Raw genomic sequence first — 24,038 nt, 5'->3', positions numbered from 1 at the left:
CCGGCCCGTGGCGGCCGATCAGAGCGGATTTCGACGCTCCGGACTGGAAGGGAACGAGCCGATCATGCGCAGGGTCCTGATCGCCAACCGGGGTGAGATCGCGGTCCGGATCGTCCGCGCCTGCCGCGACGCGGGCCTGGCGAGCATCGCGGTCTACGCCGAACCGGACCTGCACGCACCGCACGTGCTGATGGCCGACGAGGCGTACGCGCTCGGCGGCCGGACCGCCGCCGACACCTACCTCAACATCGGCAGGATCTTGGAGGTCGCCGCCGAATCGAAGGCCGACGCGGTGCATCCCGGCTACGGCTTCCTGTCCGAGAACGCCGACTTCGCGCGGGCCGTCCAGGATGCGGGCCTCCGCTGGATCGGGCCGCCGCCCGCCGCGATCACGGCGCTGGGCGACAAGGTGCAGGCCCGGCGCATCGCCCGCAGCGTCGGCGCGCCCCTGGTGGCCGGGACCGACGAACCGGTCGGCGACCCGGCGGAGGTCGTCGCGTTCGCCGCGCGGCACGGGCTGCCGATCGCGATCAAGGCGGCGTTCGGCGGCGGCGGACGGGGACTCCGCGTCGCCCGCACCCTGGACGAGGTCGCCGACTGTTACGCGTCGGCCGTGCGCGAGGCGACCGCCGCGTTCGGCCGCGGCGAGTGCTTCGTCGAGCGCTACCTGGACCGGCCCCGGCACGTCGAGACCCAGTGCCTGGCCGACGCCCATGGCAACGTGGTGGTGGTCTCCACCCGGGACTGCTCGCTCCAGCGCCGTCATCAGAAACTGGTGGAGGAGGCCCCCGCCCCGTTCCTGACCGACCGGCAGGTCGAGGTGCTGCGGTCCTCGTCCAAGGCCATTCTGCGCGCCGCCGGATACGTGGGCGCGGGAACCTGCGAGTTCCTCGTCGGCCGGGACGGGACGATCTCCTTCTTGGAGGTCAACACCCGGCTCCAGGTCGAGCATCCGGTCACCGAGGAGGTCTCCGGCATCGACCTGGTCCGCGAGATGTTCCGCATCGCGGACGGTGCGGAACTCGGCTATGACGACCCTCCGATCCGGGGTCACTCGATCGAGTTCCGGATCAACGTCGAGGATCCCGGGGCCGGCTTCCTGCCCGCCGCCGGAACCGTCACCCGCTGGATTCCGCCGTCCGGGCCGGGCGTTCGGGTCGATGCCGGGTGCGGGGAAGGACACGTCGTCCCGCGGGAGTTCGATTCCATGATCGCAAAGCTGATCGTGACCGGCGCAACCCGGCGGCAGGCCGTGGAACGCGCGGGGCGTGCGCTGGCCGAGTTCACGGTCGAGGGCGTGCCCACCGTGCTGCCGTTCCATCGGGCGGTGCTGCGCGATCCGGCGTTCGCACCGGAAGATCCCGCTGAGCCGTTCACCGTTCACACCCGGTGGATCGAGACCGAGTTCGACAACCGGATCCCGCCCTTCAGCACGCCGGTGACCGGTGACGCCGCGTCCGGCGCACGCCGGACGCTCGTCGTCGAGGTCGGCGGGAGGCGCGTCAAGGTCACGTTGCCGGACGGTTTCGGCGCGGTTCCGGCCGCCCCGTCCGCCCCGGGCACGGCCGCGCCGCCGCGCCGCAGCGCCGCCGGGAAACGCGCCCTCGTCCCCGTGTCGGACGGCGCGCTGGTCTCCCCCATGCAGGGCACGATCGTCAGGCTGGTGGCCGAGAACGGCGCGGTCGTCCAGGCCGGAGACCCGGTGGTGATACTGGAGGCGATGAAGATGGAACAGCCCCTGACCGCCCACCAGAGCGGCACTGTCGCGGGCCTGTCGAGCCGGGTCGGCCAGACGGTCTCCGGCGGCGAGGTGATCTGCGAGATCAGGGACGCGTGACGGAGCGGACGGTCTTCGTCGGCGTCGCCAACTCTGACCGGGCGGCCCTGCGGCGGATGAGGTATTCGGCGAGGGCGAGGTTGACGAGCCAGCCGAGGGCCTGGCCGACGGGGATCGTGCCGTCGACCAGGGCCTGGCGGCCCCCGGCGGGGGCGCCGGCGATCGCCAGGCGGGCGAGGAGCAGAAACGGAACAAGGATCCGGGACGTGACGGCGAGGAACGTCAGGGCGTAGTTGCGGGTCATCCAGTCGCGGTGCGCGGCGTGGTCGCCGCGGCGGGCGGCGCGGACGGCGAGGTAGGCCGTCACCGGCCAGAGCAGCGCGGGGATCGTGAGGCCGATCTGCGTCAGGAGCCGTCCCGACAGCAGGGCCACCGGGACGCCCGCCGCCGCCGACGGCAGCACCCCGGCGAACACGTAGCAGCGGCCGAGGACGCGGTGGACGCGGCGCCGCGCCCGCACGGCGGGCAGGAACTGGAGCGGGCCGAGGACGAGCGCGACGAACGCCGTGAAGATGTGCGTCACCAGCAGCGCGTAGTGGACGCCGTGCGCCTCGACGCGGCTGCCGTCCACGTCGAGCGTCGCGTAGGGGACGACCAGGACCGTCCCGACGACGACGGCCACGACGAGCAGCGCCGGCGGCCGGCGCGGATGGCGTGGGGCCGCGCCCTCCACGGTGTGCGCCAACGGTCCTCCCAGGGTCGCGCGGCGGCGCGCGGAGGCGGGCCGCCGCTCGGACGAGCGGTCGGCCTTATCGTCGGCGCACGACCCGCCCGTCCGCGTCCCCCACCGGGCGGCACCCGCCCTAAGCCCCCGGGAGTACACCCCGGCGGCGCGGGTCAGCGGCGGCGGGTGAGGCTCTCCAGGACGAGGCCGGCGCCGATGCCGAGGAGCCAGGTGTCCTTGGCGATCGGGACGCCCTGCTCGGTCGGGCGAAGGCTGTTCTCGCGGCGCAGGCCGGGCGTCTTCAGGTAGAGGCCGACGAGTCCGCCCGCGAAGGCGGTGAGCGCCGCGCCGGCGACCACGGACGGCACGAACGGCAGGACGAGCGCGGCGCCGAGCGCGATCTCGGCCTGCGACAGCCGGCGGGTGAACTCCTGGGCGTCCATCTTGGCCAGGAACGGATAGGTCCCGGCGGCCATGCCGTGGATCCCGGCGGCGGTCTTCTCCTCGGCGCCGGACTTGCTCAGGCCGGAGTTGAGGATGAACGCCCCGGTGGCCAGGCGCACGGGCATCTGGTGGAGCAGGGTCAGTTTCGCCATGCTGACCCGATTCCCCTGCCGGCCTGCCCCAATCACCGGGCGGGGCGGAGTGCGGCGGACGAGTCGGCCTGTAAGCCGGGTTCTGTCCCCGCCTCGCGGCGGGTGACGGCCATCCATCTCGGGCCGCCGTTGCCGACGGCCTCCAGCGGTCTACCCGCAGACTCGGGCGGGCCGCCCTCGAACGCCTGCGCGGAGAACTGGCGCTCTCCTTCTTGACCTTGCTCCGGGTGGGGTTTACCGAGCCGCCCACGTCACCGTGGGCGCTGGTGAGCTCTTACCTCACCGTTTCACCCTTACCACCGGCACGCCGGTGGCGGTCTGCTTTCTGTGGCACTGTCCCGCGGGTCGCCCCGGGTCGGCGTTACCGACCACCCTGCCCTGTGGAGCCCGGACTTTCCTCGACGGGGATCGCTCCCCGACGCGGCCGTCCGGCCGGCTCGTCCGCCGTACCCAGAGGATAGTGGACGCGGCCGGAATTCCGGTCAGTCGAGGTGGTGGGTGTCGTTGAAGGCGCGCAGGGACGCGGGGCCGTCGGCGTACCACTGGACGGACGACAGCGACGCCACGTCCAGGTGCATCCGGTACAGCGCGTCCATCGGCGCGCCGAGGGCCCGCCGGACGAGCAGCTTGATCGGCGTCACATGCGACACGACCAGCACCCGCTGCTGCCGGTGCCGAACCATCAGCTTGTCCAGCGCCGTGTCCACCCGCCGCGCGGCCTGGGTGAAGCTCTCCCCGCCGGGCGGCGCGACGCCGGGGTCGGCGAGCCAGGCCCGCAGCGCGTCGGGGTCGCGCTCGCCGACCTCGGCGAACGTCAGGCCCTCCCAGGCGCCGAAGTCGGTCTCGCGGAAGCCGGGCTCGACGCGGACGGGCGCGCCGGTCGCGGCGGCGACCTCGTCGGCCGTCGCCCGGCAGCGCGCGAGCGGCGAGGAGACGATCGCGTCGATCTCCGCGGTCTTGAGGGCCTGCGCGGCCGCGCGGGCCTGGGCGCGGCCGGTGCCGGTGAGCGGGACGTCGCCCGTCCCGGCGAAGCGGCGTTCCACCGACAGCGGCGTCTCGCCGTGCCGGAGCAGCAGCGTCGTCGTCGGCGTGGTGGTCGCGCCCGACCACCCCGGCGCCGGAACGGGCGCGGGCGCGGCGGCCGAGCGCTCCCACTCCTCGCCGCGCGCGGCGGCGTCCATCGCCTCGTTGGCGAGCCGGTCGGCGGCCGTGTTGCGCGCCCGGGGCACCCAGCCGTAGGCGACCGACCCGAGCGACGCGGCGATCTCCCGGGCCTCCAGCGCCAGCGGGACCATGTCCGGGTGCTTGATCTTCCAGCGGCCCGACATCTGCTCCACGACGAGCTTGGAGTCCATCCGGACCTCGACGCGCGCCCCGGCGTCGATCGAGGCCGCGAGCCGCAGCCCCTCGATCAGCCCCCGGTACTCGGCGACGTTGTTGGTGGCGTGCCCGATCGACCGGGCGTGCTCGGCGAGGACCTCGCCGGTCAGGGCGTCCCGGACGAGCGAGCCGTACCCGGCGGGCCCCGGGTTGCCCCGCGACCCGCCGTCGGCCTCGACGATCAGTTTCCGTCCGGTCACAGGCCCGACTCGGCGGTGCGGACGAGGATCCGGCGGCACTCCTCGCAGCGGATCACCTCGTCCGGCGCGGCGGCGCGGATGCGGTTCAGGTCGACCGTGTTGAGCGCGAGCCGGCAGCCCTGGCACGACCCCCGGTGCAGCACGGCCGCCCCGACGCCGCCGAACTGGCCGCGCAGCTTCACGTAGAGCGCGAGGAGGTCGTCCGGGACGTCCCCGGCGACGCCCTTGCGCGCGGCCGTCGTCAGCTCGATCTCCGCGTCGATCTTCTGCTGGGCCTCGTCGCGGCGCGTCTGGAGCCCGGTCAGCTCCTCCTCGGCCTTCTCCCGCTCGGCGCGCAGCGCGGCGACGCGGCCGTCGGCGGCCTCCCGCCGCTCCATGATCTCCAGCACGACCTCCTCCAGGTCGGACTGGCGGCGGTGCAGCGACTCGATCTCGGTCTGGAGGCCGCTCAGGTCCTTGGCGGACGTGATCTGCCCCGAGTCCAGCCGCTTCTGGTCGCGTTCGGCGCGGACGCGGACCTGGTCCACGTCCTGCTCGGCCTTGCGCTGCTCGCGGTCCAGGTCGCCGATCTCGGTCTCGGCGGCGACGATCGCGTCGCGCAGTTCGGTGCGGCGGGCCTCCAGCCGCTCGATCTCGGCCAGCTCCGGCAGCGTGCGGCGGCGGTGGGCCAGCCGGTCCAGCGAGCCGTCCAGCTCCTGGAGGTCGATGAGGCGTTTCTGCGCGTCCGGTGCGGCTTTCACTTCACTCCTTCGTCGTGCAGGCTCCACGCGTCGGTGACGAGCGTGGACACCCTGGTCTCCAGTGTGCCCGGACCGAGCAGTGCGCCGAGCCGCCGCTCGGCGTCCGCCAGCCAGGGCCACTCGGTCGCCCAGTGTGCTGCGTCCACGAGGGCGGGGCCGTCCTGTTCGGCGAATTCGGTCGCGGGATGGTGGCGGAGGTCGGCGGTGAGGTAGACGTCGGCGCCCGCCGCGCGGGCCGCGCCGAGCAGGGAGTCGCCCGCTCCGCCGCAGACGGCGACGGTCACGACCGTCCGGCCGGGGTCGCCCGCCGCGCGGACGCCCCACGCGGTGGCGGGCAGGCCGCGCGCGACGGCGGCGGTGAACGCGGCGAGCGTCGTCGGCTCGGGCAGCGTCCCGACGCGGCCGAGGCCCCGGCGCGGGTCGTCGGCGGACGGGACGAGCGGCCGCAGCTCCCCCGTCACCCCGACCGCGCGGGCCAGCGCGTCCGAGACGCCGGGGTCGGCGACGTCGGCGTTGGTGTGCGCGGTGAACAGCGCCACGCCGTTGCTGATCAAGGTGTGGACGGCGCGGCCCTTGGGCGTCGTCGCGGCCACCCCGGTGACGCCGCGCAGCAGCAGCGGGTGGTGCGCGACGATCAGGTCGGCGTTCCAGGCGACCGCCTCGGCCACGACCGGGGCCAGCGGGTCCACGGCGAACAGGACGCGCCGGACGTCCTGGCCGGGGTCGCCGGTGACGGGGCCGACCGCGTCCCAGGACTCGGCCCAGGCGGGCGGGTACAGCTCGTCGAGGGCCGCGAAGACGTCGGAGAGGCGCACGACGGGCAGGCTACCGTTCTGCGGCGTCCCGGCGGAGCGCGCGGGGGTCGGCGCCGGGGGCCGGCGGCGGCTAGGGTGGGACGTCGCGGATTCCCAGGTGAGCGCGTTCCGGCGCGCGGCCCGGGAGGTCGCGGCACGGCCCGGGGCGGCTCCGCCGTCCGTCCGCCCGGTCGGCGGGATCAAAATGCCGGCTCATCGCGTTGGAGTGTGTGTGAAGTCACCTTTTCGCCGCCGCAGGCGCGTCAAGGGGCGCGCGGCCGTCAAGCGCGCGCCCGTGGAGCAGGAGACCGTCGACTGGCCCACGGAGGGCACCGGGAGGTCGTCGCTGATGGGCGCGATCCGGGGCGACGGCGAGACCGGCGCCGGGTTCGGCGGCGGGATGTTCGAGGACCTCGCCTCCGCGTTCGAGGGCTCCCGGAAGGTGAAGCAGGAGGAGCAGGAGGCGCAGAAGGTGCGCCGCCAGGACGACCACCGCCAGGAGGGCGAGGGCGGGGGCCGCGACGACCTGGACTCCGGCCGGATCCGCATCAAGCGCGGCCCGGGCGGCCCCGGCACGTCCTCCTGACGGACCCCGTGGCCACCGGCGTTCCGCCCGGCTGGCCCGGCGAGGTGCGCCCGCCGGGCTCCGCGGGCTTCGAGGAGACGGCGCTGGCGTGGCTGCTGGAGATCGTCCCGCCGGAGTACCGGCGGTACGGGGTGCTGCGCCGCTACCCGGTCGCGCTCGCGCGCATGGCGCGCCAGCACGTCGCGGCGGCGGTGACGGCGGCGCGCGAGGGCTTCCGGTCGGCCCGGGTGGACCTCGGCGGGACGGTGCCGCCGCACGGCGTCGAGGCCGTCCTGGACGCCTACCGGGCCGAGGGCGCGCGGCTGGTGGCGCTGGCGGCGGCGGTCGAGCTGGTGGAGGCGGCGCTGCTGCGCGCCCCGCCCCGTGATTGAGGACGGCGGCTAGGACGGCGTGGCCAGCCGGAAGCGCGGCGCCCGCCCGAGACTTTCGGTGATGAGCGCGCGGGCGCCCGGGACGGCCGTCAGCGGGATCAGCGCGACGACGCAGCGGCCGAGCGCCCGTCCGCCGAGCGCGCCCGCCGCGCGGGCCGCGGCCAGCGCCTCGTCGGCGGCCCGGCAGCCCGGCAGGTGCGCCTCGGTGAGCAGCGGCCCGAGTTCGGCGACGTTCCCGGTGCGCAGCACGGCGGCGGCCCGGTCCACGACGCCGAGCGGCGCGGGGCCGGCGGGCGGCGCGGGCGCGTCCGGGCCGAGGTCGGCGATCAGCAGCCGCAGCCCGGCCGCCGCCAGGTCGCACGGCAGGTGCCGGATCTCGGTGCCCGCGACGAACAGCGCGTGCGCCTCCCGCGCCCGCAGCGACGCCGTGTAGGACGGGTCGTGCGGACGGCGTCCCGGCCCCGCCGGCGGCCCGTACAGGTCGCCGAGGGCGAGCGACACCGCGCAGCGCGCCGCGCCGCCGTCCACCAGGCCGAGCGCCTCGGGCAGCTCCCGGTTCAGGACGATCCGCGCGGCGGGCGGCGGCACGGCGTGCGCGGTGAGCGCGGCGACGGCGGGCACCGCCCACCCCGGGACGGCCCCGGCCGCCACCGTCGCCGCCAGATGGTCCGGGCCGGTGGTGAAGCGGTCGGTGTGCCGGTTCGCCGAGGACAGGTCGACGCGGCCGTCGCGGGACCGTCCGGCCGCGACGACGGCGCCCCACGGCAGGGCGAGTGCGAGCGCGGCGCCGTCCGGGCCGGCGAGCAGCGTGCAGCCGCCGCGCACGTGCCGGACGGTCTGCGGCGCGCTCCCGTTGACGCGGCCGAACAGGTCGGCGGTCAGCCGGACCTCCGGCGGCGGGACCGGGTCGGCCGTGCCGGCGCCGGCGGCGGTCACGTCAGCTTCTCCAGCCGGTCGGCGGCGGCAGCGGCCCCTCCCGCCCCGTGGAACGACGCGCGGACGCGTCCCGCGGCCGTCCGGTAGGACGCGTCGGTGAGCACGTCGGCGAGCGCGGCGCGCAGGTCGGCGGCGGTGCACCGGCCGAACCGCACGGACCGTCCGGCGCCGCACGCCTCGACCTGCCGGGCGACGACGGGCTGGTCGTCGCGGATCGGCGCGACGACCTGCGGGAGCCCTTGCGCGAGCGCCTCGGTGACCGTGGTGTGGCCGCCGTGCGAAACGACGGCCGCCATGTGCTCCAGCAGCGCGCGCTGCGGGACGTGCGGGAACACGAGCGCGTTCGGCGGCGGGTCGGGCAGCAGCGCGTCCGTCGCGACGACGACGGCCTGGACGTCCATCCCGGCCAGGGCGTCGGCGGCGGCCCGGAGGAACCGCGCGGCGCCGGGGCCGTCGGCGCCGCCGAGCGTGACGAGCACGGCGGGCCGTCCGTCCAGCCGGTCCAGCGGGAAGTCGCCGCGCGGCGGGGCGCCGAGCGCGGGGCCGACGAACGCGACGTGGTCGGGGAAGTAGGACACGTCCCCGAACAGCGCGGCGGTGCTGTAGACGAGCGCGAGGTGGTCGGAGAACCGCAGGTCGACGAGGTCCTCGATGCCGTTGTCGAGCTGGAACCCGCCGATCAGGTCGCGGATCCACTCCTCGACCAGCGGCAGCGCCGCGAGCGGCCGGGTGAACTCCGCCGAGGTGGACGCCGACGTCGCCCACGGCAGCCCGCGCCGCCGCGCGACGACCGGCGCGGCGAGGACGTCCTGGTCGGCGACCACGACGTCCGGCCGGAACCGGTCGACGGCGTTCTCGACGCCGGGCAGCATCGCGTGCCCGAGCGGGATCAGCAGCCGCTCCCACCGGAACCGCAGCGCGGCGGGCCCGCGCAGGTCGCGGCCCTCGCGGCGGGCGGTGTCGAGCGCGGCCGTCCAGGCGGGGTCCTCGGCGTGGAAGACCCGTGACCCGCCGCGCAGCAGCGGTTCCAGCCGCTCGCGGTGCCCGGCCCACGCGACGCGGTGGCCGCGCGCGGCCAGTTCCTCGGCGACGGCGCGGGCGGGCGCGACGGCCCCGGCGACGGCCGGGACGGCGAACAGGAACCGGCGGCGCTCGGGCCCGTCGTCCTCGGGCGGGACGGGCGCGGTGCCGAGCAGCGTGTCCAGGGACGGGACCTGGACCCGGCGCGCCCTCATCGCGCGCCCCCGTCGACGCACGCGGCGACGTCGCCGACGGTCAGCCCGATCAGCGCGTCGATGTCCAGGTCGGCGAGCAGGTCGGCGCCGTAGCGCTCGCGCAGCCGTCCGGCGAGCGCGGCGAACTCGACGCTCTCCAGCGCGAGGTCGCCGAACAGGGCGGTGCCGGGTCCGATCCGGGCGGCGTCCGCGCCGGCGATCCCGGCGAGCAGGCCGGTGATCTCGGCGACGGTGGTCGCGGTCATGTGCTGTCCTCTCGGCGGCGGGCACGGGTTCGGGTCATGGGGCGGGGGCGAGGACGACGCGCGGCTCGTCCCCGTGCGCCAGCTCGTGCAGCAGGACGCCGACGGCGGCGTCGGCGTCCCCCGGCCCCCAGTCGGCGGCGAGGACGCGGCAGCCGAGCGCCTCCCGCCAGAGCGGGACGAGCGCGGCGCAGGCGTCGTGCGCGGCGGCGTGGTCGGCCCGTCCGGCGCCGCCGAGGACGGCGAAGAACCGCAGGCCGCGCGGGACGGCGGCGGCGAGGGCGCGGGCGCCGTCCACACGGGTCCGGTAGACGCGGTCGAACAGGCGCGGCGACATGTCGCGGACGAGCCGGTCCGGCGCGAGCCCGGCGGCGTGGACGACCCCGTCCAGGCGGCCGTGGCGGCGGCGGACGTCGGCGACGAGCGCGCGGACGGCGGCCTCGTCGCGCACGTCCGCCTGGTGGTACCGGACGGACGCGCCGAGGTCGCGGAGCGTCGCGCGCATCTCCCGTTCGGCGAGGACGCGGCGGACGGCCCGGTCGACGTCCCCGGACGTCCGCCGGGCGAGCACGCGGCGCAGGGCGGGCTCGTCGCGGGCGGCGGCGAGCGCGGGGTCCTCGGGCGGCGGCTGCGGGGCGCGGCCCGCGAGTTCGAGGCGGCAGCCGCTCGCGGCCAGCGCCCGCGCGACGCGGGCCGGGACGCCGCGCGCTCCCCCGGTGAGCAGGACGACCGAGCGCCCGTCCAGGCCGAGGCCGCCGCGCGGGGCGGGCAGCGCGGCCGGGACGGTCTCGGGCGCGAGCCGGGCGGCGCCGGCGTGGACGACGGCGACGGGCCCGCCGGCGTCGAGGAGTTCGGCGAGCAGCAGGGCGGCGAGCGCGGCGGGCGGGCGCTCCTTGGCGTCCACCTCGACCGACCGGACGAGCACGCGCGGGTACTCGCGGGCGAGCGTCCGGGCGAGGCCCTGGAGCCCGGCGCCCGCCTCCCCGCCGGACGCCAGCAGCACCCAGCGCGGCCCCCCGGCGAGCGCCGCGCGGATCCCCGCGTACGCGCCGGGCAGCACGGGCGCGGCGCCGGGCCGCAGCGCGCCGAGGTGGATCAGCCCGTCGCACGGGCCGCCCGCCTCGGGCGGGGTGGTGACCCGGGCGCCCTGGCGTTCGAGCAGGTCGGCGAGGGCGAGCGCGACGCCGCCGCCGTCGTCGGCCACGACGAACCGGCGGCCGGCGAACCGGCCGGGCGCGGGCTCGGGGACGGGCAGCGGCGGCAGGTCCCGGGCCCGGACGACGTGCCGGACGGGCTCGGCGGGCCGGACATCGGGCAGGACGACGGCGTCCCGTCCGGCGAACAGCGCGGACGCGTCCACCGGCACCCCGGCGGCGGCGAGTTCGGCGAGGGCGAGCAGCAGCCGGGGCAGGCCGGGCTCCCCGGCGACGTCGCAGGCCACCGCGCGGTGCGGCCGGTCCCCGAGGATCTCGGCGACGAGGCCGGTGAGGGCGTCCCCCGGCCCGGTCTCCACGAACACCCGCGCGCCCGCCGCGTACATCGCCTCGACCAGTTCCACGAACCGGACGGGCGCGGCGGCCTGCCCGGCGAGCGCCGCCGCGAGCGCGCCCGGCTCGGCGGGATGCGGGGCGGCGGTCGCGCCGGACCAGACGGGGAACGCGGGCGAGCGCAGGTCGCGTCCGGCCAGGGCGCGGCGCAGCGGGGCGGCGGCGCCCGCGACGGACGGCCCGTGCAGCGCGCAGTCGACCGCGAGCCGTTCCACCGGCAGCCCCCGCGCGGCGAGCGCCGCGACGGCCCGGTCCAGCGCGGCCGTCGGGCCGGACACCACGACCTGGCGGGGCGCGTTGTGCTGGGCGACGACGACGCCGGGGACGCCCGCGAGCGCGGCCCGCACCGCGCCGGGCGCGCCGGTGACGGCGGCCATCCCGCCCGGGTCGCCGTCGGCGGCGCAGGCCGCGTCGCGCAGCGCGGCGGCGCGGGCGGCGCCGAGCGGGACGAGGTCGCTCTCGGCGACCACCCCGGCGGCGCACAGCGCGACCAGTTCGCCGCCGCCGTGCCCGGCGGCGAGGTCGGGCCGGACGCCGAGTTCGGTGAGCAGCCGGTGGACGGCGAGGCCGACCAGGGCGGGCGCGTCCCGCCGCCGGGGCGGGCCGGCGGGCGGGAACAGCGCGGCGACGCCGTCCGGGCCGGCGAGGCGCAGCAGCCGCCGCAGCCGCGGGAACGCCAGGAACAGGTCGGCGGGCGGACGCGCGGGGGCGCCGTCGTGGCCGGGGTGCAGGAACGCGACGGCGCCGGGCGCCGGGGTCGCGGCGAACACGCCGGGCGCGGGCCGGCCGGCGCGCACCGCGTCGATCTTGGCGAGCAGGTCGGCGCGTCCGGTGGCGACCAGCGCGGCCCGCACCGGGCCCGTCCAGGCCGCGCAGGTGCGGGCGAGGTCGCGCAGGCGGGCGCCGTCGCGGCGGGCCAGGGCGGCGAGCCGGGCGAGGGCGGCGTCCCGGTCGGCGCCCCGGACGAGGAACAGCTCGGCGGGCCAGGCGTCCAGGCCCGACACGGGGTCGGGGGCGCCGTCGTAGCCGGTGAGGACGGCGTGGAAGACCGTCCCGCCGAAGCCCGCGCCGCTGACGGCCGCGACCCGCGCGCCGGGCCCGGCGGGCCACGGGCGGGCCGCGTCGCCGGTCGCGAACGGCCCCCCGCCGGGGACGTCGTGCGGCGTGGCGGGCAGGATCCCGGTGTGCAGGGCGTGCGCGGCCTTGACCAGCCCGGCCAGGCCCGCCGCGCACCGCGTGTGCCCGATCCGGGACGTGACGGCGCCGAGCGTCGCGGTGCCGGGCGGGGCGGCGGCGTGGACGGCGGCGAGCGCGTCCGGCTCCACGCCGTGCGCCTCGACCAGCCCGGCGGCGGGCAGCGGGTCGGCGCCCGTCCCGACGGACGCGACCAGCGCGAGGACGCGGTCGCCGTCGCGCTCGGCGTCGGCGCGGCGCTTCAGCACCAGGCACGCGGCGGCGAACGGCCCGCCCCGCGCCCCGTCGCAGGACGCGGCGCCGCCGCACAGGACGGTGTCGCTCGTCCCGGCGGCCAGTTCCTTGCAGGCGGCGTCGAGCGCGGCGAGCGGGGACGCGCACGCGGCGTCCACGGTGTAGGCGGTGCCGCCGAGGCCGAGCCGGGACGCGATCCACGCCGCGACACCGCCGTCCGCGCCGACGATCACCGCGGTGCGGGCCCGGTCGAACGGACGGTCGGCGTATCCGGCGTCGGCGAGCGCGCGGGCCGCGACGTCCAGCGCGAGCCGCGCCGGGTCCCCGCCCGAGGCCCCGGACGGGCGCGGGCAGTTCCCCGCGACGACGTGCGCCCAGTGCCGGGCCGCGTCCGGGGCGCCGGGGAACGCACACCCGACGCCGACGACCGCGACGTCGAGCGGCGCGGGCCGGGCGCGGGCCGCGCCGCCCCGGACGCGGGCGTCGATCGCCGCGCGGAACACCCGGACGACCCCGCCCGCCGTCTTGTGCCGGACGGCCGGGGACGCGGCGGGGTTCCCGGCGAGCGCGGCGGCCACGTCGGCGGGCAGCCCGGTCTCCCGGGCGAGCGCGAGCTGCAGGTCCAGGACGATCCCGGCGGCGCCGTCGGCCACGGCCCGCGCCGCCCCGGCGGGGTCCAGGTCGCCCGCCGCGTACACCGGGCGGGCCAGCCGCGACCCGGCGAGCAGGCGCGGGAGCAGGGAGTCGCGGGCGATGAGGCCGCCGGGCGGTCCGGTGCCGTCCAGCAGGCGCAGCGCGGCGGCGACCTCGCCGAGGTCGGTGACCTCCAGCAGGGCGCGGCGGCCGGCGGCGTACGCGGCGGCGGCGTCGGAGCACAGGACCGTCCCGTCCAGGACGACGGCGCGGACGGCGGCGGGCAGCTCGTCCGGCCGCACCCCGCAGCCCGCCGGGACGCGGACGCCGAACGGTCCGCGCCACCAGCGGCCGACCTCGGCGAGCGCGGCCAGCGCGGCCTGCCGGTCGGCGCCGAGGTCCAGGACGCCGAGCCCGCCCGCCCGCGCGACCGCCACCGCGACGCGCGGCGCCGGCCGGCCGAACGGGCCGATGCCGACGATCTCGCCGGCGGTTTCCCCGGTGGAGCCCGTCATCCGCCGCCCTTCCGCCATCCCTCGCCCCGGCCGGGACTCGTGCGAACCGGTGCGCCACACTACGTTCGGTGACGATGTGATCGCAGGGACGACACACCAGGGATGGCGGAATCCGCGCGAAACCGGGGGCGGGGCGCGTCAGCCGGAGGCGGCGGCCACCCGGCGGGGCGCGCGGATGCCGTGCCGGACGGTGCCCTCGTCCAGCCAGCGGCCCAGGTGCGCCCACGTGGTGCGGCGGGCGGACCGGCCGGTGAGGACGCCGAGGTGCCCGCCCGGCGCGACCGCGAACCGCACCTGCGGGGCGCGCGGCAGCAGCCGGGTCAGCGGCCGGACGGACGCGACGGGCGCGACCTCGTCGGCCTCCCCCGCGACGGCCAGCACCGGGACGCGCACGTCGTCCAGCCCGACGCGGCGGCCCGCGATCTCGACGCCGTCGCGGGCGAACGCGTTGCCGCGCAGGAGCGTCCGGTAGATTTCGGCGGCCGACGGCCCGGCGGCGATGTTCGCGAAATGGTCGACGGCCTCGGCCTGGGCGAGGAATTCCGCGTCGTCCAGATGCGTGATCGTCCGGTAGGGCCGCAGCAGTGAATTGTCGATGCCGGTGAGCCGCCGGGCCCGTTTCAGCGCCGTGTGCGCCATGCCGCCGCCGAGCGGGACGGCGCGGCGGACGGCGGCGGCGTCCACCGGCGTCGCGATCACCGCGACCGACGCGATCGGCAGGTCCGGGTCGGCGGCGGCGGCCAGCAGCGCGGCCAGCCCGCCGAGGCACCAGCCGACGAGTTGGACGGGCTGCCCGCCCGCGGCGGCGCTGACCTCCCGGACCGCGTCCGGCAGGACCGTCCCCGCCAGTGTTTCCAGGTCCAGGTCAGCGCCGGGGTCGAGGAGGTTGCTCAGCCGTCCGGCGTTCACGACGTGCTCGGCGAGGCTGCACCCCCGGCGCAGGTCGTAGCAGCGCGCGGGCGCGGCGGGCGACGGGACGAACAGGACGGGCGGCCCGGCGGGCACCACCCCCCGGGGCGGCCGGTAGCGGCGGACGGAGCCGTCCGCCGTGTCGGCCGGCATGGGCCGCAGGTCGGCCAGACCGCCGTACAGGACCTTGTGGGCGACGTTGACGGCCGCGGTGCGCAGCGTCCGGGGGGAGCGAATCATTTCTTTATCATCCATCTCCAGGAGGTGTCCGGACGCGAGGGCCGATTGACCGGAGCCGGTCGGTGCTCGCCGTAGGGTATTTCTATCCTGGTCACCGATCCGGGGAAATCTCCAGCCGATGAAGTGCGTGTTAAATAACGTTGACAAGCGTGCGGTAAGGCGCGACGCGCGCGAGGAATTCGTGACCGCCCGGTCGTCTCGGTGGATCAGTGGCGCCAGCGACGACGGCGGCGGCGCCGGACGTCCGGCCACTCCCGCGACGCCGCGCCCACGAGCGTCATCATCCCGACGATCAGCGTCCCGCCCGCGAGGTTCAGCGCGGCGGTCGCGACCATCGCCCGGACGTCCCCGCGCACGGTCAGCGGCAGCAGCGCCGCGATGACGACGACGAGCGCGCCCGTCCACGCGAACGACCGCACCGGGCGCTCGGCCGTCCCGGACAGGACGTGCAGCAGCGCGGTCGCCTGGATCGTGACGGCCCCCGCGCAGACCCCGTAGGTGAGGCCCGCCGAGCCCGGCCCCGCCTCGGCGTCGAGGAACGCCGGGACCGGGACGCCGAACAGCGCGCGGCCGAGGAACGCCGCCGAGGCCGCGAGCGCCGCCGCCGCGAACGCCAGCGCCACGCCGCACCACCAGACGCGGCGGACGTCGATCTCCGGTTCCTCGGCCCACCGCTCGTGCAGGGCGACGAAGTCGTCGTAGCGGCGCACGGCGCGCTCGGGGGCGCGGTCCAGGGCCGTCCGGCAGCGGTACGAGCGCCGGTAGGAGGCGGGCGGCCGCGTCCCGCGCGCCGCCCGGCGCCGGTGTTCCGACGCGCCTGAGCCCATGACCCCTCCCCCCGGTTCGGTCATCGGTGAACTACCCCCCGTGACCGCGCCGAACGCTCGCCCTTTCCGCTCTTTGTCGTCATTTGAGGCGGGGCGCCGAACGGCCGAGAGGCCCCGGAGCGGACTCCGGGGCCTCTCGGCACGAGATCCGGCGCGGCGGCGCCGGACGGGGGGATCAGACCTGGCCGGCCTTCTCCAGCGCCTCGCAGCAGGTGTTCACCAGCAGGCGCGTGACGTTGTACGGGTCGATGTTGGCGTTCGGGCGACGGTCCTCGATGTAGCCCTTCTTCTCCACCTCGACCTGCCACGGGATGCGCACCGAGGCGCCGCGGTTGGAGACGCCGTAGCTGTACTCGTTGAACGGCGCGGTCTCGTGCAGGCCGGTGAGGCGGTCGGCGATGCCTTCGCCGTACCCGGCGATGTGCTCCTCGACCTTGCCCTCGGCGCCGAGCGACTCGCACGCGGTGACGATCGCGTCGTAGCTCTCGCGCATCGCCTTGGTGGAGAAGTTGGTGTGCGCGCCCGCGCCGTTCCAGTCGCCCTTCACCGGCTTGGCGTCGATGCTGGCGGCGACGTCGTGGTCCTCGGCGATGCGGTAGAGCAGCCAGCGCGCGAGCCACAGGTGGTCGGAGACCTCCAGCGGGCTCGCCGGGCCGATCTGGAACTCCCACTGGCCGGGCATGACCTCGGCGTTGATGCCGGAGACCTTGATGCCCGCGATGAGGCACGCCTCCAGGTGCTCCTCGACGATCTCGCGGCCGAAGACCTCGTCGGCGCCGACGCCGCAGTAGTACGGGCCCTGCGGGGCGGGGAAGCCGGTCTCGGGGAAGCCGAGCGGACGGCCCGCCTGGAAGAACGTGTACTCCTGCTCGATGCCGAACCAGGACTCCTGCGCGGCGTACTTCTCGGCGACCGGGCGCAGCTTGGCGCGGTTGTTGGTCGGGTGCGGCGTGCCGTCCACGAGGTAGACCTCGCAGAGCACCAGCTTGTGCTCGCCGCCGCGGATCGGGTCCGGGACGGCCAGGACGGGCTTGAGCACGCAGTCCGAGTTGTCACCGGGGGCCTGGTTGGTGCTGGAGCCGTCGAAGCCCCAGTCCGGCAGGTCCGCGCCGTCGGGGAGGATCCTGGTCTTGGACCGGAGCTTGGCGGACGGCTCGGTCCCGTCGATCCAGATGTACTCGGCCTTGTAGCTCAACGTCGGTTCCCTTCGTCATGCCCGCCTGTGGTGACCGACAGCGAGGATGGCAACCGGGCATTTCACACCTGTTGCTCATATGTGAACGGCATGTTAAACAGGCCTTGACCTGCCACTTTACCGTGAGAGAGATCTCACATGGAGCGTTTGAAGGGACTTTGCTCCCCGCAGGCCCGACGACGACGAACCGTGGCGGCGTGACCATGCCGTGACGGTCCGTCGCTCCGGGCGGCCCTCCGGCGCGCCGACTCTCGCGTGCGCCCGGCCGCGTCCCGAATCGGCCGGTCAGGCGCCCGGCAGCATTGCCAGGAACGCGGCCGTCGCGGGCGCGGGCGGGCGGTCCGCCGCCGTGGCGACCGCCAGCTCGAACGGGATCTCCGGCTCGACGCCGACCGCGACGACGCGCGGCCCGGCGCGGCGCAGTGCCGACCGGGGCACCAGCGCGATCCCGAGCCCTTCGGCGATGAGATCGACCAGGTCGGGGATGAGGTCCACCTCGCAGGACGCGCGGCGGTGCAGCCCGATCTCGGCGCAGCGGCGGTCGATCAGCGCGCGCAGCGCCGAGTCGGCCCGGAACTCCACGAACTCGCGGTCGCCGAGCCCGGCCAGGTCGACCACCGTCTCCTCCGCGAGCGGATCGTCCGCCGGGACGGCCAGCACCACCGATTCCGTCGCGACCGGGACGAGCCGCAGCGGGCGCGCCCGCATCGGGAGGCCGAGGAACGCGACGTCCAGTTCCCCGTCGGCGACGGCGGCGGCCAGCGCGTCCACGCTCGCGGTGCGCAGCCGCAGCGTGACGCCGGGGTAGGCGCGGTGGTAGCGGGCGATGAGCGCGAGCGGGTCGATCGCGCCGAACGACTGGATGGCGCCGATCGCGAGGTGTCCGCGCAGCAGGCCGCGCACCGCGTCGACGGCGTCGCGGCCGTCCCGGGCGGCGGCGAGCGCGCGGCGGGCGGCGGGCAGCAGCGCCCGGCCCGCCTCGGTCAGCTCGACCCGGCGGCTGTTGCGGACCAGCAGCTCCGCCCCCAACTCCCGCTCCAGCGCGCGCAGCGAACTCGACAGGCTCGACTGGACGAGGTGGACGCGCCGCGCCGCCCGCGTGAAGTGCCGTTCCTCGGCGACCGCAACGAAATGCCCGAGTTGGCGCAGCTCCATGGATGGATGGTACCGATCGAAGCTATGGGAAGAATCTGTTGGATAGATGCCTCCTCGGACGTTCATCCTGATCTCTCGTGAGCACTCCAAGGACTATGGATCGATCCACCGAACGTCCCACGGCACGCGCGGGCGTGGTGTTCGTCGCCTTCGCCTTCACCGTGGGCATGCTCGGCACGACGCTTCCGACACCGCTGTACGGGCTCTACCAGCAGCAGTTCGGCTTCTCGAACCTGATGACCACCGTCATCTACGCGGTGTACGCGGGCGGGGTCCTGCTGGCGCTGCTGCTGTTCGGCCGCGCCTCCGACGTGCTCGGCCGCCGCCCGCTGCTGCTGGCCGCGCTCGCGACGTCCGCGCTGTCGGCCGTGCTGTTCCTCACCGACGGCGGGATCCCGGTGCTGATCGCCGGGCGGCTGGTGTCCGGCGTGTCCGCCGGCTTCCTCACCGGCACCGGGACGGTCGCGCTCGTCGAACTCGTCGCCCCCCGGCACCGGCCGCGCGCGGCGATGCTCGCGACGGCCGTCAACATGCTCGGGCTCGGCATGGGCCCGCTGCTGGCCGGGCTGCTCGCCGAGTACGCGCCCGCGCCGCTGCGCCTGCCGTTCCTGGTCCACCTGGCGCTGCTGGCCGTCGCGGCCGTCGGCGTGTGGCGGACGCCGGAGACCGTCGCCGCGCCGCGCCACGAGCTGCCGCGCCCGCAGCGGCCGGGCGTGCCGCCGGAGGTGCGGCCGGTGTTCGTCCCCGCGGCGCTGGCGGTGTTCGCGGCGTTCTCGGTGTTCGGCCTCCTCACCGCGATCGAGCCGGGCTTCCTCGCGACGCTGCTGCACCTGACGAACCGCGCGGTCGCCGGGGCGGTCGTGTTCTCGATGTTCGCGGGCTCGATCCTCGGGCAGACGGCCCTGTCCCGCGTGCCGGGACGGCTGGCGCTGCGGCTCGGCGGCGTCGTGCTGATCGCCGGGCTGGGCGCGATCGCCGCCGCCTTGGCGACGAGCACGCTCGCGCCGCTCGTCCTCGGCACGGTCGTCGTCGGGATCGGGCAGGGCCTCGGCTTCCGCGCCGGGATGACGGCGATCAGCGAGGCGAGCCCCGCCGCCCGGCGCGCCGAGACGGTGTCCAGCTTCTTCGTCGTCGCCTATGTCGGCATCTCGGTCCCGGTGATCCTGGTGGGCGTGGCCGCGCACGCGTGGGGCCTGCGCACGGCGGGCCTGACGTTCACGGGCGCGGTCGCGCTGGTGGCGCTGACGGCGTTCCTGCTCCTGCTGCGCCGCCGCTGACCGTCAGCCGCGCGGGCGCGGGCGATCGCCGCGCTCCTGGACGGGACGCTTCTGCTTCGCGCCGGGCAGCCTCGGCGCGGGCAGGGTCTCGACGTTCCCGATCGCCCGTGCCAGCTCCCGCTTCGTGTTCGGCAGGCTGGGGAACCGGGCGGCGGACGCGAACCCGAACGCCGAGGTCAGGTCGCCGAACGTCCGGCGGCGCCAGGCGGTGAGGTTCGGGATCGCGACGCCGGTCAGCCGTTCCAGGAACCGCAGCGGCGAGGTGTGGTCGAACTTCTCGCTCGCGACCCAGCCGCCGCGCGTCCACGGCGAGACGATCACGCACGGCACGCGGAAGCCGCCGCCGATGGGGAGGCCGCCGATGAACTCGTCCGGGGTGCCATCCGGCGGCGTGGGCGGCGGGACGTGGTCGAAAAGGCCGTCGTTCTCGTCGTAGGTGAGGATGAAGACCGTCTTGGCCCAGACGTCCGGGTTGGCGGCGATGGCGTCGATCTTGCTCGCGATGAAGTCGGCCCCGGCGGCGGGCGTGTAGTCCGGGTGCTCGGACTGGTAACTGGTCGGGATGATCCACGAGACGGTCGGGAGGCGGTCGTGCGCGGCGTCGTACTCGAACCGTCCGGCCTCGGACGTGCGCAGCGCGCTGCGGTGGAGCGTGGAGCTGACCCGCGCGTCCTGGTAGGCCTTGAACTGCTCCAGGACATTGCAGCCGTAGTTATCGGCCTCCTGGTAGACCTTCCACGTCACACCGGCCTCGGTCAGCGCCTCCGGATACGTCTTCCACGTGTAGGGCGTGGGCGCGACGTTGCTCGTGACGGGTCCGCCGTGCTCGCCGGACGGGTCGATGCTCGCGCTCATGAGGTACAGCCGGTTGGGCCACGTCGGACCGAACACCGAGCAGTGGTACTGGTCGCAGACGGTGAACTGCTCGGCCAGCGCGAAGTGGAACGGGATGTCGTCGCGGGTGTAGTAGCCCATGACGTAGGGGCCGTCGGCGCCGTCGGCCTTGCGGTGCGCGGGCAGCCAGGCGTCCATCTTCCCGTGGTTCCACGCCGCGTGCTGGACGCCCCAGGCGTGGCTGGTGGACGGGATGGCCTGCGCGCTGGTCGTCCCGGTGTCCAGGTGGAACGGCAGGACGTAGCCCGCCGGGTTGACGTCGTCGGGCTGGTGGAACACCGAGCGCCCGGTGTCGAGCGTGAGGGCGTCGGGGTCGTCGAAGCCGGCGACGCCGGGGAGCGTTCCGAAGTAGTGGTCGAAGCTGCGGTTCTCCTGCATCAGGATCACGACGTGCTCGATGTCGCTGATCATGCCGGCGCGGCGGGCGGGGGCGGCGAGCGCGCGGCGGACGTTCGGCGGGAGGACGTCGGCGGCGAGGGCGGCGGCGGTGGCGGCCCCGGCGGCGGTCAGGAAGCGGCGGCGGCTGGGCGTGGCGGTGTCGGGCATGGGAGCTGCACTCCTCTGGAAGAAGCGGACTAACCCGACAAGGAACGATTTATGGCCGTTTCTGCCGCACGGCAGACGAGGCGTGAATGCGGGGAGAAAACAACCGGTCACCCGGGATCACCCGCCAGTGAACTCTATGTCACTCAACGGGTACAGAAAGTAGCCACGCCGGTCAGGCGGTCAGCCGCGCCGCCAGCCCGGTGAGCGTCGTGCCGAGCGGCGCGTCGATGCGGACGAGCGCGTCCGCGTCGCCCCGCGTCGGCCCCTGGTTCACGATCGCGACCGGGACGGCCAGCCGCGCCGCCCGCCGCACGAACCGGTACCCGGACTCGACCGTCAGCGACGTGCCGAGGACGAGCAGCGTCCCCGCCCGCTCGGTCAGCGCGAAGCACCGCTCGACCAGCGGGCGCGCGACGTTCTCGCCGAAGAACACCACGTCCGGCTTGAGGACGCCGCCGCAGTCCGCGCAGTCCACGGTCCGGAAGGCGGCGACCTGCGCGTCGCCGAGGACGACGTCGCCGTCGGGGTTGACGGCTCCCGCGGCGGCCGTCCAGCCGGGGTTGGCGGCGCGCAGCCGGGCGTCCAGCGCCGCGCGGGGCGTGCGGGCGCCGCAGCCGAGGCAGACGACGCGGTCGAGGGCGCCGTGCAGTTCCAGGACGTCCCGGGCGCCCGCCGCCTGGTGCAGGCCGTCCACGTTCTGGGTGATGATCCCGGCGAGCAGGCCGTGCCGCTGGAGCGCGGCGACCGCGCGGTGCCCGGCATTCGGCGCGGCGCCGGTGACGTGCCGCCACCCGACGTGGCTGCGCGCCCAGTACCGCCGCCGGGCGGCCTCACTGCCGACGAACGTCTGGTACGTCATCGGCGTGGCGGGCCGGCCGCGCGCCGCCGGGCCCCGGTAGTCCGGGATGCCGGACTCGGTGGACAGTCCCGCCCCGCTGAGCACCACGACCTCGCCGTCGGCGAGCAGGTCGGCGAGCACGGCGGTCGCATCGGGGGCGGAAACGGTCACGCTTTCATAGTGCCTCAGCGTTCGAGGACCAGCGCCACGCCTTGCCCGACCCCGACGCACAGCGCGGCGACGCCCGTCCCGGACCCGGCGGCGGCGAGCTGGTGCGCGACCGCCCCGGCGATCCGGGCGCCGGACGCGCCGAGCGGGTGGCCGATCGCGATGGCGCCGCCGCGCGGGTTCACCACGGCCGGGTCCAGCTCGGGCCACTCGGCCAGGCAGCCGAGCGCCTGCGCGGCGAACGCCTCGTTCAGCTCCAGTACGCCGACGTCGGCGAACGTCCGTCCGGCCCGTTCCAGGGCGGTGCGGACGGCGCGCACCGGGCCGAGACCGAAGTACTGCGGCTCGATCCCGGTCACGGCCGACGCCCGCACCCGCGCGAGCGGCTCCCGTCCGGTCGCCGCGAGGCCCGCCGCGTCGGTGACGAGCAGCGCGGCGGCGCCGTCGTTGAGCGGGGAGCTGTTGCCCGCCGTGACCGTCCCGCCCGGCCGGAACGCGGGCGCGAGCCGGGCCAGCGCCTCGGGCGAGGCGGTCGCGCGGATCGTCTCGTCGCGCGTCAGGTCCGTGCCGGGCACCGGGACGCTCTCGGCGCCGAACAGCCCGTCCGTCCAGGCGCGGGCGGCCTTCCGGTGGCTGGCCAGCGCGAACGCGTCCTGGCTCTCCCGCGTGATCGCGTGCTTGTCAGCGACCAGCTCGGCGCCCTCGCCGAGCGCGACCGTCCACTGCGGCTCCATGCGCGGGTTCACCATCCGCCAGCCGAGCGTGGTGGAGAACATCTCCGGGGCGCCCGCCGGGAAGGCCCGCTCGGGCTTGGGAACGACCCACGGCGCCCGGCTCATCGACTCGACGCCGCCCGCGACGACGACCGACGCCTCACCGGCCGCGATCGCCCGCGCCGCCTGGATCACCGCCTCCAGCCCGGACGAGCACAGCCGGTTGACCGTCGCGCCCGGCACCGTCACCGGCAGCCCGGCCAGCAGCGCCGCCATGCGCCCGACGTTGCGGTTCTCCTCGCCGGCGCCGTTGGCGTTGCCGAGGACGACGTCGTCGACCCGTCCGGGGTCCAGCGCGGGCGAGCGCGCGAGCAGCGCGCCGACGGCGTGCGCGGCGAGATCGTCCGGCCGCACCCGCGCCAGCGCGCCGCCGTACTTCCCGACCGGCGTGCGCACGGCGTCCACGATGAAGACGTCCCGGTAGACCATGAAACCGAGTCTGGTTCGGGTAACGGGACGCTGTCAACGCGCGGCGCACGCCGGCCCGCCCGCTAGGCGGCGAGCGAGGAGAAGCCGGACGCGTCGCCCTCGATGACGGTGCTGACGTCCCCGTCGATGCCCACCGGCACCTCGCCGGCCACCGTGATCCGGTGCAGGCGGCGGGGGTGGTCGTCGTAGTCGGCGACGGCGTAGTGCTGCGTCGAGCGGTTGTCCCAAATCGCGATGTCGCCCGGCCGCCAGGTCCACCGCACAGTGTTCTCCAGCTTGGTGATGTGCCGCTGGAACAGCGTGTAGAGGTCCTGGAAGTCGGCCGAGGACAGCCCCCGGATCGACTGCGCGAAGTGGCCGAGCAGCAGCGACGGCTCGCCGGTCTCGGGGTGGACGCGGACGAGCGGGTGCTCGGTGACGAACGAGGTGTTCCGGAACTCGGCCCGGTACGCCTCCTCCTTGACGTCCACGCCGCCGATCACCGGGCGCTCGATGGCGTAGTCGAACGCGTTGCTGTGCCGGACGCGCAGCCGCGCCGCCAGCGCCTGGAGGCCCGGGTGCAGGGTGGCGTAGGCGTTGACCGTGTTCGCCCAGACCGTCGTGCCGCCGTAGGGCGGCAGCGTGATGGCGCGCAGGACGCTGATCGCGGGGACGCGGTCCACGAACGTCACGTCGGTGTGCCAGCTGTTGGCCTTGCCCTGCTCGGAGTCGATGGGCAGGATCGCCCGGCCGTCGCCGCGCACGGTCGGGTGCGGCGAGGTGACCTCGCCGAGCTGCGCCGCGAAGGCGTACTGGTCGTCGTCGGTGGCGTGATCCTGGTCACGCAGGAACACGACCCGGTGCTTGAGCAGCGCCGCCCGGAACTCCGCCACGGCCGACGGCGCGAGGTCCGCGCCGATGCGCAGGCCCGAGACGACAGCGCCGATGTTGCCCCCGACGGGCGCGACGTCCAGCGCCGCCCGACTGCCGGTGAACTGGGTCATAGGTCATAATCCTCTCGAAAAGACGCCATCTCGGACGCCGCCCAAACCCGTCTAACTTGATCGGGTAAGTAGGAATACTATACAAACGAGGCACACGGAA

Annotated in this window: 21 protein-coding genes and 1 other RNA gene; 4 read left to right on the top strand and 18 right to left on the bottom strand. The window is 76.0% G+C overall.

Annotated features, from left to right (window positions below):
• Positions 1 to 64: 64 nt before the first annotated feature.
• A complete protein-coding gene (locus tag BTM25_RS25165; RefSeq protein WP_103565501.1) occupies positions 65 to 1,837 on the top strand; it encodes an acetyl/propionyl/methylcrotonyl-CoA carboxylase subunit alpha in 1,773 nt (590 codons plus the stop codon).
• Here the strand turns inward: BTM25_RS25165 and BTM25_RS25160 are convergent.
• The 6 genes from BTM25_RS25160 to BTM25_RS25135 form a co-directional block, all read right to left on the bottom strand.
• Positions 1,824 to 2,522, bottom strand: a complete 699-nt coding sequence (locus BTM25_RS25160; RefSeq protein WP_205648264.1) for a DUF2306 domain-containing protein — start codon at positions 2,520 to 2,522, stop codon at positions 1,824 to 1,826. The two genes, BTM25_RS25165 and BTM25_RS25160, sit on opposite strands and share 14 nt — an antisense overlap.
• A gap of 152 nt (positions 2,523 to 2,674) precedes the next feature.
• Entirely contained in the window at positions 2,675 to 3,097 is a 423-nt protein-coding gene (locus BTM25_RS25155; RefSeq protein WP_103565500.1) for a hypothetical protein, read from the bottom strand.
• A gap of 55 nt (positions 3,098 to 3,152) precedes the next feature.
• Positions 3,153 to 3,537, bottom strand: an RNA gene (rnpB, locus tag BTM25_RS25150) — RNase P RNA component class A.
• A gap of 42 nt (positions 3,538 to 3,579) precedes the next feature.
• Positions 3,580 to 4,677: a bifunctional RNase H/acid phosphatase gene (locus BTM25_RS25145; protein WP_103565499.1), complete on the bottom strand. Its 1,098-nt coding sequence runs from the start codon at positions 4,675 to 4,677 to the stop codon at positions 3,580 to 3,582.
• On the bottom strand, positions 4,674 to 5,417 hold the full coding sequence (locus BTM25_RS25140; protein ID WP_103565498.1) for a zinc ribbon domain-containing protein: 744 nt from the start codon (positions 5,415 to 5,417) through the stop codon (positions 4,674 to 4,676). Before BTM25_RS25140 ends, BTM25_RS25145 begins: the two co-directional genes overlap by 4 nt.
• Positions 5,414 to 6,232: a Nif3-like dinuclear metal center hexameric protein gene (locus tag BTM25_RS25135; RefSeq protein ID WP_103565875.1), complete on the bottom strand. Its 819-nt coding sequence runs from the start codon at positions 6,230 to 6,232 to the stop codon at positions 5,414 to 5,416. The genes BTM25_RS25140 and BTM25_RS25135 overlap by 4 nt, the downstream gene beginning before the upstream one ends.
• Positions 6,233 to 6,443: 211 nt before the next feature.
• On the opposite strand from BTM25_RS25135, the gene BTM25_RS30750 reads away from it, so the two are divergent.
• Both BTM25_RS30750 and BTM25_RS25125 read left to right on the top strand, forming a co-directional pair.
• The gene (locus BTM25_RS30750; RefSeq protein WP_103565497.1) at positions 6,444 to 6,797 is read left to right on the top strand and encodes a DUF6191 domain-containing protein; all 354 of its coding nucleotides are present in this window, start codon (positions 6,444 to 6,446) and stop codon (positions 6,795 to 6,797) included.
• Between the two features lie 8 nt (positions 6,798 to 6,805).
• Complete coding sequence (locus tag BTM25_RS25125; protein ID WP_103565496.1) at positions 6,806 to 7,168, top strand: hypothetical protein; 363 nt, start codon at positions 6,806 to 6,808, stop codon at positions 7,166 to 7,168.
• A gap of 9 nt (positions 7,169 to 7,177) precedes the next feature.
• Here BTM25_RS25125 and BTM25_RS25120 read toward each other — a convergent pair whose 3' ends face one another.
• The 8 genes from BTM25_RS25120 to BTM25_RS25085 all read right to left on the bottom strand — a co-directional run bounded on the left by BTM25_RS25120 (position 7,178) and on the right by BTM25_RS25085 (position 18,030).
• On the bottom strand, positions 7,178 to 8,104 hold the full coding sequence (locus tag BTM25_RS25120; RefSeq protein WP_103565495.1) for a hypothetical protein: 927 nt from the start codon (positions 8,102 to 8,104) through the stop codon (positions 7,178 to 7,180).
• Positions 8,101 to 9,339, bottom strand: coding sequence for a glycosyltransferase (locus tag BTM25_RS25115; protein WP_103565494.1), 1,239 nt, complete (start codon positions 9,337 to 9,339; stop codon positions 8,101 to 8,103). Before BTM25_RS25115 ends, BTM25_RS25120 begins: the two co-directional genes overlap by 4 nt.
• Positions 9,336 to 9,584, bottom strand: a complete 249-nt coding sequence (locus BTM25_RS25110; protein WP_103565493.1) for an acyl carrier protein — start codon at positions 9,582 to 9,584, stop codon at positions 9,336 to 9,338. The genes BTM25_RS25115 and BTM25_RS25110 overlap by 4 nt, the downstream gene beginning before the upstream one ends.
• A 34-nt stretch (positions 9,585 to 9,618) precedes the next feature.
• Positions 9,619 to 13,704, bottom strand: coding sequence for a type I polyketide synthase (locus tag BTM25_RS25105; RefSeq protein WP_103565492.1), 4,086 nt, complete (start codon positions 13,702 to 13,704; stop codon positions 9,619 to 9,621).
• 138 nt (positions 13,705 to 13,842) lie between these two features.
• On the bottom strand, positions 13,843 to 14,853 hold the full coding sequence (locus tag BTM25_RS25100; RefSeq protein WP_103565491.1) for an alpha/beta fold hydrolase: 1,011 nt from the start codon (positions 14,851 to 14,853) through the stop codon (positions 13,843 to 13,845).
• Positions 14,854 to 15,059: 206 nt separating this feature from the next.
• Positions 15,060 to 15,680: a DUF6069 family protein gene (locus tag BTM25_RS25095; protein ID WP_103565490.1), complete on the bottom strand. Its 621-nt coding sequence runs from the start codon at positions 15,678 to 15,680 to the stop codon at positions 15,060 to 15,062.
• A gap of 175 nt (positions 15,681 to 15,855) precedes the next feature.
• On the bottom strand, positions 15,856 to 16,875 hold the full coding sequence (glnII, locus tag BTM25_RS25090) for a glutamine synthetase (protein WP_103565489.1): 1,020 nt from the start codon (positions 16,873 to 16,875) through the stop codon (positions 15,856 to 15,858).
• Between the two features lie 285 nt (positions 16,876 to 17,160).
• Positions 17,161 to 18,030 carry a LysR family transcriptional regulator gene (locus BTM25_RS25085; RefSeq protein WP_103565488.1) on the bottom strand — a complete coding sequence of 290 codons (870 nt, stop codon included), beginning with the start codon at positions 18,028 to 18,030 and terminating at the stop codon, positions 17,161 to 17,163.
• 95 nt (positions 18,031 to 18,125) lie between these two features.
• Between BTM25_RS25085 and BTM25_RS25080 the strand changes: the two genes are divergently transcribed.
• Positions 18,126 to 19,307, top strand: a complete 1,182-nt coding sequence (locus BTM25_RS25080) for an MFS transporter (RefSeq protein ID WP_103565487.1) — start codon at positions 18,126 to 18,128, stop codon at positions 19,305 to 19,307.
• Between the two features lie 3 nt (positions 19,308 to 19,310).
• Here the strand turns inward: BTM25_RS25080 and BTM25_RS25075 are convergent, their stop codons facing one another.
• From BTM25_RS25075 to BTM25_RS25060, 4 genes are all read right to left on the bottom strand, one after another.
• The gene (locus BTM25_RS25075) at positions 19,311 to 20,747 is read right to left on the bottom strand and encodes an alkaline phosphatase family protein (RefSeq protein WP_103565486.1); all 1,437 of its coding nucleotides are present in this window, start codon (positions 20,745 to 20,747) and stop codon (positions 19,311 to 19,313) included.
• A gap of 172 nt (positions 20,748 to 20,919) precedes the next feature.
• Positions 20,920 to 21,756, bottom strand: a complete 837-nt coding sequence (locus tag BTM25_RS25070) for an NAD-dependent protein deacetylase (protein ID WP_205648263.1) — start codon at positions 21,754 to 21,756, stop codon at positions 20,920 to 20,922.
• 14 nt (positions 21,757 to 21,770) lie between these two features.
• Entirely contained in the window at positions 21,771 to 22,955 is a 1,185-nt protein-coding gene (locus tag BTM25_RS25065; RefSeq protein WP_103565485.1) for a thiolase family protein, read from the bottom strand.
• A 62-nt stretch (positions 22,956 to 23,017) separates the two neighbouring features.
• On the bottom strand, positions 23,018 to 23,938 hold the full coding sequence (locus BTM25_RS25060) for a TauD/TfdA dioxygenase family protein (protein ID WP_103565484.1): 921 nt from the start codon (positions 23,936 to 23,938) through the stop codon (positions 23,018 to 23,020).
• Positions 23,939 to 24,038 lie beyond the last annotated feature (100 nt).

It is taken from the genome of Actinomadura rubteroloni (assembly GCF_002911665.1).
Taxonomy (GTDB): domain Bacteria; phylum Actinomycetota; class Actinomycetes; order Streptosporangiales; family Streptosporangiaceae; genus Spirillospora; species Spirillospora rubteroloni.
This window is presented reverse-complemented; position numbering and strand designations above follow the sequence as displayed.

Excerpts from the sequence above, each read along its gene's own strand:
- BTM25_RS25080 (WP_103565487.1), top strand. The coding sequence starts at position 18,126 with ATGGATCGATCCACCGAACGTCCCACGGCACGCGCGGGCGTGGTGTTC.
- BTM25_RS25110 (WP_103565493.1), bottom strand. The coding sequence starts at position 9,584 with ATGACCGCGACCACCGTCGCCGAGATCACCGGCCTGCTCGCCGGGATC.
- BTM25_RS25085 (WP_103565488.1), bottom strand. The coding sequence starts at position 18,030 with ATGGAGCTGCGCCAACTCGGGCATTTCGTTGCGGTCGCCGAGGAACGG.
- BTM25_RS25165 (WP_103565501.1), top strand. The coding sequence starts at position 65 with ATGCGCAGGGTCCTGATCGCCAACCGGGGTGAGATCGCGGTCCGGATC.
- BTM25_RS25105 (WP_103565492.1), bottom strand. The coding sequence starts at position 13,704 with ATGACGGGCTCCACCGGGGAAACCGCCGGCGAGATCGTCGGCATCGGC.
- BTM25_RS25100 (WP_103565491.1), bottom strand. The coding sequence starts at position 14,853 with ATGATTCGCTCCCCCCGGACGCTGCGCACCGCGGCCGTCAACGTCGCC.
- BTM25_RS25065 (WP_103565485.1), bottom strand. The coding sequence starts at position 22,955 with ATGGTCTACCGGGACGTCTTCATCGTGGACGCCGTGCGCACGCCGGTC.
- BTM25_RS25075 (WP_103565486.1), bottom strand. The coding sequence starts at position 20,747 with ATGCCCGACACCGCCACGCCCAGCCGCCGCCGCTTCCTGACCGCCGCC.
- BTM25_RS25155 (WP_103565500.1), bottom strand. The coding sequence starts at position 3,097 with ATGGCGAAACTGACCCTGCTCCACCAGATGCCCGTGCGCCTGGCCACC.
- BTM25_RS25095 (WP_103565490.1), bottom strand. The coding sequence starts at position 15,680 with ATGGGCTCAGGCGCGTCGGAACACCGGCGCCGGGCGGCGCGCGGGACG.
- BTM25_RS25060 (WP_103565484.1), bottom strand. The coding sequence starts at position 23,938 with ATGACCCAGTTCACCGGCAGTCGGGCGGCGCTGGACGTCGCGCCCGTC.
- BTM25_RS25115 (WP_103565494.1), bottom strand. The coding sequence starts at position 9,339 with ATGAGGGCGCGCCGGGTCCAGGTCCCGTCCCTGGACACGCTGCTCGGC.